The organism is Lentzea sp. NPDC003310 (genome assembly GCF_040610935.1).
In the GTDB taxonomy this organism is placed as follows: Bacteria; Actinomycetota; Actinomycetes; order Mycobacteriales; family Pseudonocardiaceae; genus Lentzea.
Genome location: NZ_JBEXNC010000027.1, coordinates 85,725 through 95,519, shown reverse-complemented (window position 1 = coordinate 95,519; position 9,795 = coordinate 85,725). Strand labels below are relative to the sequence as shown.

Below are 9,795 nucleotides of genomic sequence, written 5' to 3'. Positions count from 1 at the left end.
ACCGCCGCCCCCTCCGCCACCACCGCCGCCGCCGCCCGAACCCGAGCTGCCGGACTGGGTGCCGGGACCGGACTCCTGCGGCAACGTGTCGGTGGTGGATGTGGCGGCGGTCGCACGGGTGGCGGGTGGTGACAGCTTCGGGCTACGGGGCGCCGGAAGTAGCGATGACGCGGCAGCAGCGGTGTGGCTCCACCGTCGATGGCTCGGCCGTGGCGTGGCGGCGTGGCGGCGGCGCCCTGATGGCGTGCCGGCGTGTCGGTGCGGCAGCGGGCGGCAGATGAGCCCGATCGCCGACGCGTCAGCGCCGAACCAGCGGTTCATGCCAGCGCGCGCTCAGGCCGAGCCGGGCCGGGCGCCCCGCCACACCGACCCGCAGTCCTCACCCAGGATCAGAGCGGCTTCGGGTCGTTCTCCAGGCCCGCGAACACGATCTCGATCAGCCGCCTCCCCTGCCCCAGGCCCGCCTCGGTGTTCGGCACCCGCCACAGGAAGCTCATCAGCATGATGATGTCCGCCGGGTCGTGGCCCGCGGCCATCGTGCCTTCGGCGACGCACGCGGCGACGAGCTTCGCCACCGCCTCGGTCGCGGGTCCCCACGACGCGCGGACCATCTCCTGGGCCGCCTCGCTGTGCAGCGCGTCGCCGAGGCCGTGCTTCAGGCGGATGTAGGCCGACAGGATCTCGAACCACTCGACGAACGCCGCCTTGGCCGAGGTGTTGCGGGTCAGCACCTCGTCGGCGTTGGTGGTCAGGCGTTCGATGTCGTGCTGGTACGCGGCCAGGATCAGGTCCTCGCGGGTCGGGAAGTGCCGGTAGAGCGTTCCCGCGCCCACCCCGGCGCGCTTGGCGACCTCGCTGAGCGTCACGAGCGGGTTCTCCGCGAACAGCTCGTGGGCGGCCTCGATGATCGCGACACGGTTGCGCGCGGCGGCCTTGCGCTGCGTGCCGTACGTGCCCGGGGTGTCCTCGTCCATGCCGTCGATGATGCCCTGCCTTTGACATGCGGACAATCCTCCGCTAGTTTCGGCCTCACTTGCGGAGAATCCTCCGCAAGTGGCCAACCAGGAGGATGACATGTCGAAAGTGCTGGTCACCGGTGGTACCGGGTTCATCGGCAGTTGGTGTGTGCTCGCGCTGCTAAAAGCGGGCTACGAGGTGCGCACCACGGTGCGGGATCTGGAGCGGGAACCGGGGTTGAGGGCCTTGCTGCACGGCGCGACCGGGTTCGAGGACTCGCGCCTGACCGTCGTGCGGGCCGACCTGGGCGGGGACGAGGGCTGGGCCGAAGCGGTCGCGGGCTGTAACCACGTCCTGCACGTCGCCTCCCCGACGCTGCGCACCGCGCCCGAGAGCGAGGAGGCCATGATCGCGGCCGCCCGCGACGGCGTGCTGCGCGTGCTGCAGGCCTCTCGCGACGCCGGGGTGAAGCGGGTCGTGCTCACGAGCGCGATCGGCGCCATCGCCTACGGGCACCCGCGCCGGTCGGAGCCGTTCACCGAGGAGGACTGGACGAACATCGACGCGGACATCGCGCCCTACCAGCGGTCGAAGACGCTGGCCGAGCGGGCCGCGTGGGAGTTCGTCGTGACCGAGGGCGACGGTTTGGAACTCGTTGCCGTGCACCCGGCGGCGGTCATCGGGCCGGTGCTCGGCCCGGACGACCCGCCCTCGCTGCGCACCATCGGCGGCATGCTCGGCGGCAGCCTGCCCGCCTGTCCCCCGTTCGGCACGGGCTGGGTCGACGTGCGCGACGTCGCCGACCTGCACCTGCGCGCGATGACCGATCCCGCCGCGGCCGGAGAGCGCTTCATCGCCCAGGCCGGCCCGAGCCTGCGGATCGTCGAGGTCGCGCGGATCCTGCGCGAACGGCTCGGCGACCGGGCCGTGAAGGCACCGACCAAGGAGATCCCGCTGGCCGTCGCCCGCGCGCTCGCCGTGGTCAACCCGCAGCTGCGGTCGTTGCGGCCGCAGCTGGGCCAGGACTTCAACGGCACCAGCGCGAAGGCGGAGCGGGTGCTCGGGTGGCGGCCGCGGCCGATCGCGGACAGCATCGCCGAGACCGCCGAGAGCCTCCTCGCGCACAACGCCGTCCCCGCCTGATGGTCACCTCAGGTGGTCGACCGGCAGCGGACCCCGTGAGCGCATCGTCCTGATCGCGAACGGGCTCCGCACGTCCACCACCGCCGGGATGGCGAGCACGTGGGCCAGCAGCAGCGGCTCGTAGGACGGCAGGTCCGGCAACACGCCCTCGGCGAAGAAGTCGGCGGATCCCGTCACCAGGTGGCACGCCACGACGGCCGGGATCGCGAGCAGCCCCGCCTCCACCTCGCGGGCGGTCTCCGCGGAGTGGTTGTTGACCTTGAGCTCCAGGAAGACCGTGAGGCCCAGGCCCGCCTTCTCGCGGTCGAGCTCGGCCCGGTAGCCGGCGATGATCCCGGCGCTCTCCAGCGCCCTGACCCGGCGCAGGCACGCGGACGGCGAAAGGCGCACGGCCTCGGCCAGCTCGTTGTTGGGCATCCGGCCGTCGGCCTGCAGCCGCCGCAGGATCGCCCGGTCGACGGCGTCGAACCTGTTCATGTGCACAGTATTCGACAGATTGGGATTTTCACACAATCTGGTTGCGCACAAGCTCACCGTGGCGCTTCAGTTTCGCAGCGGCTGCCTCAGGAAGCGCTCAAGAATTCACGGCATGTCCTCACCACTCACCGTGTCGCGCGGATCGGCGATGTACGTCGGAGCGTTGCTGGGTCCCGGTCTGCTGATGCTGCCGGGCCTGACCGCGGCCGTCGCCGGACCGGCGTCAGTCCTGACCTGGGCGGGCCTGCTCGTGCTCTCCGCGCTGCTGGGCTGGGTCTTCGCCGCGCTCGGCATCCGGCTGCCCTCGGCGACGGGGGTGCGCGGGTACGTCGAGCTCGGCCTGGGGCGCAGGGCGGCCGCGGCGACGTCGTGGACGTTCCTCGCCGGCATCGTCGCGGGCACGCCCATCGTCTGCCTGATCGGCGGCGGGTACGTCGCGGAGCTCTCCGGCGGCGGACGGCTGGCCGCGTGTCTGATCGCCGTCGTGGCCGTGCCGGCCGTGCTGGTGATCACGTCACGTGGCCTGCGCACGTCGTCGGCCGTCCAGTTCGGACTCGTGGTACTGCTGCTCGTGGTCGTGGCGATCAGCGTGGCGGGTGGGGTGTTCGCGGCGGACGCCCGCCACTGGACGCCGTTCGCCCCGCACGGGTGGACGGCCGTCGGCACGGCCGCCGCGCCCCTGATGCTGTCATTCGTGGGATGGGAGGCCGCCGCACCGCTCACCGCACGGCTGGCGGACCCGCGCCGCCAGCTGCCGCGGATCGTCGCGACCACCCTCGTCGTCACGAGCCTGCTGTACCTGGCGCTGGCCGCGGTCACGATCGCGGCGCTCGGCCCGGACGCCGGGAGCTCGACGCCCGTCGCGAAGCTCCTCGTCCTCGCCGTCGGCCCGGCCGGGGTGGTGCTCGCGGCGGTCTCGGCGGTCGTCCTCACCCTCGGCACGATCAACGCGTACGTCTCGGGGGCCGGGACGCTGGCCCGCTCGCTGGTGGCCGCGGACGACGAGGCGGACACGCCGCCGCGCTGGCTGAACGTCGCGGTGCTGGTGTCCGCCGGGGTGCTGATCTCGTTGTACGGCATCGGGTTGCTCGAACTGGAGTCGCTGGTCGCGGTGCCGAGTGCGATGTTCCTGGTCGTGTACCTCGGATGCACGGCCGCGGCGTGGCGACTGCTGCCGGGCGGCGTGCGCGTCGCCGCCGCGGCCGCGTTCGTGATCGTCCTGGTGATCCTCGCCTTCACGGCGGCCGCGGCCCTGCCGGCCGTCGCGGTGGCGGGGGTGGCGTGGCTCGTGACACGACGCGACTCACGCGGCACGCCACGCGTGGTAGCCCAGCCCGATCGCGCCGGCCGCCATGGGAACGCTGGTCAGCAGCCCGAGCACACCGTTGCCGGGGATCACGAACGACACCACGACGACCAGCAGCAGCACGGGCACCCACTTCGGCACGGCACGTGAGCGGAACAGCCCGACGCACTGCGACACCGTGCCCAGCAACACCATCACGGCACCGGGGATCATCAACGCGAACAGCTGCGGCGACTCGTTGGCCGCCCGCACCACGGCCTCGCCCGCCGTCGCCGGGACCGAGGGGTCCGTCGGGTAGAAGTAGGCCGCCGCCCAGCCCGCGACGGCCGCGCCCTGCAGTCCGCCGCCGGTCCACATGAGCGCCGCACCCCACGTGGCCCAGGCGCTGCCGCGGCGGCGGACCAGGAGCATCGTGGCGAGGGCCTGCAGGGGGATGTTGAGGACCTGCATGGCGGCCAGGCCGGTGAGGAGGGTCCACCAGAGCTCTCTGGCGGGGGCGATGTCGGTGTAGGCGTAGGTCTCGCCGCCGGCCGCGGGTTCGGGCCAGAGGAGTCCGCCGGCGATGGCGGCGAGGGAGGTGGCGGTGAGGACCGCGGCGAGGACGGCCACGCGGGTGCGGGTGGCGTCCGCGGTGGTGGGAGTTGGGGCGGTGTCGAGGGACATGGCGGGCTCCTTCGGGGAGTCGGGGCTGCGAACGGTCACCGCCTTCAGCGAACCGCCACCGACCCGTCCGGCACATCGGTGCCCACCCCGCACCTGACCTCCGTGCCAGCACGGAGGCCGAGCCGCCGCACCGGCCTTACCCTGGGCGGATGAGGTGGCCGAGACCGGTGGCACTGGGTCTGCTGGGCGTCTCCGCCGCACTGGCGGCGGGCGGCGGCCGGCTCCAGTTCCGCGCGCCGGACCGCGTGTTCGCGTTCACCGGTCTGGCGGGTCTGGGCCTGGCGATGGCCGCGCTCGGTGTGACGATCGCGTTCCGGGTGCGCGCCAACCCCGTCGGCCCACTGCTCGCGTGGGTCGGGGCGATCGTCGTCTTCCTGGCCGTGCGCGACGTCTACTACCGCGCGTGGCTCGCCGACTCGACGGCGGTGCCGCTCGACTCCCGCGTGGTCGCGCTGCTGAACGAGAGCGGCTGGTGGGTCCTGGCCGCCGTCGCGTTGCTGTTGCTGCACTTCCCGGACGGCCGGGTGCCCTCCAGGAGGTGGGCCGCGCTGCCGCCGCTGGTCGTCGTGCTCGCGGTGGCGCAGCAGGCCGTGGGTACCACGCCGCGCGAGCCGTTCACCGAGCCGATGGAGAACGTCGCGCCTCCGTGGGGGCCGCCGTCGGACGTGGTCCACGTGCTCAGCTACGTCGTCACCATCGGGCTGGTCCTCGCGGTGCTGGCGGCGGGTGCGTCGCTGGTGGCGCGGTTCCGCCGGGCCACCGGTGTGGTGCGGGCCCAGCTGAAGTGGCTGGCGTTCGCGGGGCTGGCGGTGACCGCGTACCCGGTGGTGTGCCTGGCCGAGATCGTCGTGACCGGGCGAAGTGGGGTCGTGGCAACGGTGTTCGGCGTCGTCACGATCGTCGCGCTGTTCTGCTCGGTCGGCATCGCCATGCTGCGCCACGACCTCTACGACGTCGACCGCGTGCTGGCCGACACCATCAGCTACACGATCGTCCTGCTGGTGCTGGTCGGCGCGTACGCGGTGGCGGCGCTCGGCATCGGGCTGGTGGCGGGGCGGGACTCCCCCGTCGCGGCGGCCGGGGCGACGGCGGTGTGCGCCGTGCTGCTCACGCCCGTGCGGCGGCGGTTGCAGAAGGCCGTGGACCGGCGGTTGTTCCCGCGCACCAGGGCCGCGCTGCTCGCCATCGAGGACCTGCAACGGCGCGTGCACACCCAGGCGGCGCAGCCCGAGGAGCTCGACCAGGTCCTCCGGGTGGCGCTCAAGGACGACACGCTCCGCGTGGGACTGCTGCTCCCGTCGGGCTTCAAGGACTCCCGCGGAGAGTCCATAGCGGACACCGGACTGGTACCGATCACGGTGGGCGGCACGCAGATCGGGGTGCTCACGGCCCAGGCCACCACGCCGGCCGTGCTCGAGGTCGTCGCCGCGGCGGCCGCGAGCCTGGTCGAGGTCGCCCGGCTGCGCGGTGAGCTCGCCACCGCGCTGCGGGAGGTCGAGGCCAGCCGCACGCGGATCATCCAGGCCGGGGACGCCGAACGGCACCGGCTCGAACGCGACCTGCACGACGGTGCCCAGCAACGGCTGGTGTCGCTCGGCATGGCGATGCGGCTGGCCCAGCGCCGGCTCGCCACCACCGACGTGCACGCGCTGCTGGACCAGAGCGTCGCCGAGCTCGCGACCGCGATCGCCGAGCTCCGCCAGATCGCCCACGGCCTGCGGCCCACGAGCCTCGACGACGGCCTGCACAACGCGCTCGCCGCGCTCACGAACAAGCTGCCCGTCCCGGTGGAGCTGGAGATCATGTCCGAACCGCTGACCGACGACATCGCCATCACCGCCTACTACGTCGCCGCCGAGGCCATCACCAACGCCGCCAAGCACGCGCGGGCCAGCACGATCACCGTGCGCGTCACGCAGCAGGCGGACGAGGTGAACGTGTGGGTGCGCGACGACGGCTGCGGCGGCGCCGATCCCGGCGGTGGCTCGGGTCTCGCGGGACTGGCCGACCGGGTCGCCGCGCTGGGCGGCTCGCTCCGGCTGCACAGCAGGCCCGGCGCCGGCACGACCGTCCAGGCGGTGCTGCCGTGCGCATCGTGATCGGCGAGGACTCCGCGCTGTTCCGAGAGGGTCTCGCGAGCCTGCTCACCGACGCGGGCCACCAGGTGGTGGGCCGGGCCGCCGACGCCGTGACGCTCGTGTCCGTGGTGGCGGCCGAGGAACCCGATCTGGCCATTGTGGACGTGCGGATGCCGCCGGGCCTCACCGACGACGGCGCCCAGGCCGCCAGGAAGATCCGGGACCGGCACCCCGGTGTCGCGATCCTCATGCTGTCCCAGCACGTCGAGACGAAGCACTCCGTCGAACTGGTCAGCCAGGGCGCGTTCGGCTACCTGCTCAAGGACCGGGTGCTCGACGTCGACGACTTCCTGGAGTCGATCGCCCGCGTCGCCGCGGGCGGGTCCGCGCTCGACCCCGAGGTGGTGGGCCGGCTGCTCGGACGGCCCACCACCGGGGCGCTCACCCCGCGCGAACGCGAGGTGCTCGGACTGATGGCCGAGGGCTGCACGAACGTGGGCATCGCGCGGAGGCTCTGGCTCACCGAGCGCACCGTCGAGACCCACGTCGGCAGCATCATGGCCAAGCTGGGCCTGGCCGCCAACGTGGAGGAGCACCGCCGGGTGCTGGCCGTCCTGACCTACCTGGCCGAGTACGGCTGATGCTCCTCCACCGGACGACCTACAGCGCGCAGAGCAGGGAACAGGCCTTCGCGGCCGACCACTCGCTGTAGGTCTTGGTGCCGTTGACCGGCGTGTACTTCGCCTTCGCCTTGTTCGTCAGGGGGAACAGCGACAACAGGGCGTAGGTCGAGCAGTAGACCACTTTGGACTCACCGGGCTGCAGGCTGAACGGCCCGGCCTGGCAGGACGGTTCCACGTCGTCGACCACGTGCGCGTCGGCGATCGGGATCGGCCCGTTGTTGGTGACGGTCACCCGCCAGTAGGCGGTCGCGAACAGCAGGCCGAGGACACCCACCGGTGCCTCCTTCACCCACGGCCCGGCTCCGCCCGCCTTGCAGTGCGACGGCGTGTAGGAGCCGCAGATCTCCTTGTTCACCACCACGTTCGGCTGGCACGCCGAGCCCGGCGCGACCTGGCGGGTCACCGTGTTCGAGGCGAACGCCCCGGTCGAGTCGGTGCCGTTTCCGGTGTTCGCGACCGACGTGACCGCGCAGTCCGCGGCGATCGTGGTGCGGAAGCAGACCTGGGGCGCGTCACCGCTGAACTCCACCGACAGCGACGGCTGGTTGCCGCCACCGAAGTCCGCGGCGCTGTTCAGCACCAGGGTGGTGGTGAGGGTCAGCGTCGGCGCGGTGACACCGGTCAGGTCGACCGTGCCGTCCGGGGCGAACCCCGGTGTGGCGACGGGGTTCCCGCCCCCGTCCACGGCCGTGACGGTCGACGCGGCGAAGTTCACGTTCGCCGGTGTGACGCCGACCAGGCGTGCCTTGGTGTAGGTGGTGGTGTGCGGTTTGCCGTCGCAGTAGAACTGGGACGGGGTGAGAGACACGGAGGCGCCGCTGCGCACGCAGGGCGACGCCCCCGTGTCAGGATCCATCGAGAACAGCACGCCCGCGTCGCCCAGCCCGATCATGCAGCCGGTGGGGGCGTCGTAGGCGTAGCCGTAGTCCCGGGTGTCACCGCCGTTGGCGGTCGGGTGGGTGATGCGCGCCGGCACGCCCGCGCAGGCCGACCCGGTGCTCCAGTCGTGGCACACCGCGGCGCCCGCGTACGGGCCGCGCCAGATGCCCATGTAGCTCCGCACGCGGTCACCGGTGCGCACGATCTCGGGGTTGAACGCGATCACACCGCTCTCCAGCCCGGAGTAGACCGGTGGCGCGGGCAGGGCCGAGCCGTCGATCGCGTAGCAGGTGGTGCCGCTCGCGGCACCGGTCGTGGTGGAGCACGCCCCGATCTCCGCACCCGTCGTGCTGTAGGCGGTGTAGGCGTTGTAGGTGACGTTGCCGTTCTGCCCCACCGGTTTCGAGGCGGGCCAGCCCGCGCACCGGGTCGTGGTGCCGGGGTCGAAGCACCCGAGTTGCGGAGCACCGCCGCCCACCGGGACCGACGAGGCGAACAGCTTGCCCCCGGCGACGGTCAGCGCGCCGAAGTAGTAGCCGCTGGTGTTGGTCCACGGCACGATCGGCGCGTAGGGCTGCCCGCCGCACGCGCTCTGCGTGGCGATCGTCCAGCACACCACGTTGCCCGAGGTCGAGGCGCCGTAGAGGTTGCCGCCGATCCGCACGAGGCCGGCCATCTCGGAGGTCTGCCCGCCGCGAGGCATGAGCGGCCAGAACCCGCAGTTGGCGGCAGCGGCGAGGTCCATGCAGGCCACGCCGATCGAGGACGCCGTGGTCGCGGAGTAGTACACGCGGGCCGGGTTCGCCTCGTCGCGCACGTACTGCGGTTCGAGCGGGCTGCCGATGTCGCCGGTGCCGCCCGCTCCGAACGGGCCGGGCGCGGTGTTGAGCGGTTTCGGCCACGGCCCGCCGGGGCACGGCGTGCTGGTCGCGAGGTCGGTGCAGACGAGCTTGGCGTTCGCCGGGGCCAGGTGGTGGTAGACGTTCCACGCCTGGAGGCGGCCGTCGGGCGTGCGGTGCAGGATCGGGGTGAAGCCGTCACCGCCGGTCGAGGCGGCACTGGCCTGCACGGGCGGCGTGAGCACGTTGGACAGCGCCTTGCCGCCGTTGCGCACGTTCGGGTGCGTGGCGGTGATGGGGTTGCCCTCGGTGCCGGTCCAGCCCGGCGGTACCTGCAGCGACCCGGCGAGCAGGGTCTGGCCCGCGCCGATCGGGTCGGTGATCGAGGCGGGTCCGTTGGCGCCGTTGGAGTACGACAGCACCCAGGAGGCGACGTCGCCGTGCGCGGCGGGATCGGCAACGCCCTGCACGGACTTGGTGAGAGTGGACACGGGTGGCTGGGCGGCCACGGGTACGGCGGCGGTGAGCGTGCTGCCGGCGAGCACGCCCGCGAGCACCAGCGCCGGCAAACGTCTTCGCACGAGCATGATCCCTTCGGTGGCGGTGCGGGAACTGACCGCCGACGCTAGGGACCTCGCCCGTGCTCGAAACTCCCCCTCACCCGCGTGCGTGGGATGTCTGCCCCATCAGACCAATGCACGGCCGCGGAACAGGTGACCCAGCAAGCGATTCCAATTCATAGCCGAATGAAGTTTCACCTGAACGCCGCT

Annotated in this window: 7 protein-coding genes; 4 read left to right on the top strand and 3 right to left on the bottom strand. The window is 72.5% G+C overall.

The features are described 5' to 3' along the window. Nucleotides 1–389: 389 nt before the first annotated feature. A complete protein-coding gene (locus ABZX02_RS40270; RefSeq protein ID WP_355306774.1) occupies nt 390–974 on the bottom strand; it encodes a TetR/AcrR family transcriptional regulator in 585 nt (194 codons plus the stop codon). Between the two features lie 100 nt (nt 975–1,074). On the opposite strand from ABZX02_RS40270, the gene ABZX02_RS40265 reads away from it, so the two are divergent. Continuing rightward, complete coding sequence (locus ABZX02_RS40265; RefSeq protein ID WP_355306773.1) at nt 1,075–2,100, top strand: aldehyde reductase; 1,026 nt, start codon at nt 1,075–1,077, stop codon at nt 2,098–2,100. A 3-nt stretch (nt 2,101–2,103) separates the two neighbouring features. On the opposite strand, the gene ABZX02_RS40260 is transcribed toward ABZX02_RS40265, so the two are convergent. Next, complete coding sequence (locus tag ABZX02_RS40260; protein WP_355306771.1) at nt 2,104–2,577, bottom strand: Lrp/AsnC family transcriptional regulator; 474 nt, start codon at nt 2,575–2,577, stop codon at nt 2,104–2,106. A 112-nt stretch (nt 2,578–2,689) separates the two neighbouring features. Here ABZX02_RS40260 and ABZX02_RS40255 point away from each other — a divergent pair, with 112 nt between their 5' ends. The 3 genes from ABZX02_RS40255 (at nt 2,690) to ABZX02_RS40245 (ending at nt 7,265) form a co-directional block, all read left to right on the top strand. Continuing rightward, entirely contained in the window at nt 2,690–4,033 is a 1,344-nt protein-coding gene (locus tag ABZX02_RS40255; RefSeq protein ID WP_355306769.1) for an APC family permease, read from the top strand. 662 nt (nt 4,034–4,695) lie between these two features. Further along, on the top strand, nt 4,696–6,645 hold the full coding sequence (locus ABZX02_RS40250; protein ID WP_355306767.1) for an ATP-binding protein: 1,950 nt from the start codon (nt 4,696–4,698) through the stop codon (nt 6,643–6,645). Further along, a complete protein-coding gene (locus ABZX02_RS40245; protein ID WP_355306766.1) occupies nt 6,633–7,265 on the top strand; it encodes a response regulator transcription factor in 633 nt (210 codons plus the stop codon). Before ABZX02_RS40250 ends, ABZX02_RS40245 begins: the two co-directional genes overlap by 13 nt. A gap of 19 nt (nt 7,266–7,284) precedes the next feature. On the opposite strand, the gene ABZX02_RS40240 is transcribed toward ABZX02_RS40245, so the two are convergent. Continuing rightward, the gene (locus ABZX02_RS40240) at nt 7,285–9,606 is read right to left on the bottom strand and encodes a hypothetical protein (protein WP_355306765.1); all 2,322 of its coding nucleotides are present in this window, start codon (nt 9,604–9,606) and stop codon (nt 7,285–7,287) included. Between the last annotated feature and the right edge of the window lie 189 nt (nt 9,607–9,795).